At 39.1% G+C, this 304-nt stretch carries 1 protein-coding gene; it reads left to right on the top strand.

What is annotated here, in order from left to right; all coding sequences use genetic code 11:
* Positions 1-47 precede the first annotated feature (47 nt).
* Positions 48-304, top strand: a 257-nt coding sequence (locus AAEY57_RS19625; RefSeq protein ID WP_350608621.1) for an exonuclease domain-containing protein, incomplete at its 3' end; no start/stop codon positions are given.

Raw genomic sequence — 304 nt, 5'->3', positions numbered from 1 at the left:
CCGCGTTTAAGTTTGCTCGCGGCAGTTTATAACGATGGATTACTAACATGGTAAAAAAGCTGCTCACTCGGTATTTAAAGCGCCGTAAATTACTAGGTAAAAATGCCTTACAACAACGTTATTTGGTGATTGATTTAGAGCTCACTGGGCTTGATGCAAAACAGCACGAAATTGTATCACTAGCGTGGGTGATAATAGATAACCAATGTATAAAAATGAGCGAGTCGCAGCACCTTATAAATAAAGACGTAAAAAGCCTTGAGCAAAGTCCTGTTTTTCATGGAATTAGCGACGATGCTATAAC

The organism is Pseudoalteromonas sp. MER144-MNA-CIBAN-0113, assembly GCF_040308965.1.
Taxonomy (GTDB): Bacteria; Pseudomonadota; Gammaproteobacteria; order Enterobacterales; family Alteromonadaceae; genus Pseudoalteromonas; species Pseudoalteromonas tetraodonis.
The sequence above is the reverse complement of the archived record's forward strand: the minus strand, read 5'-3'. Positions and strand labels throughout refer to the sequence as shown.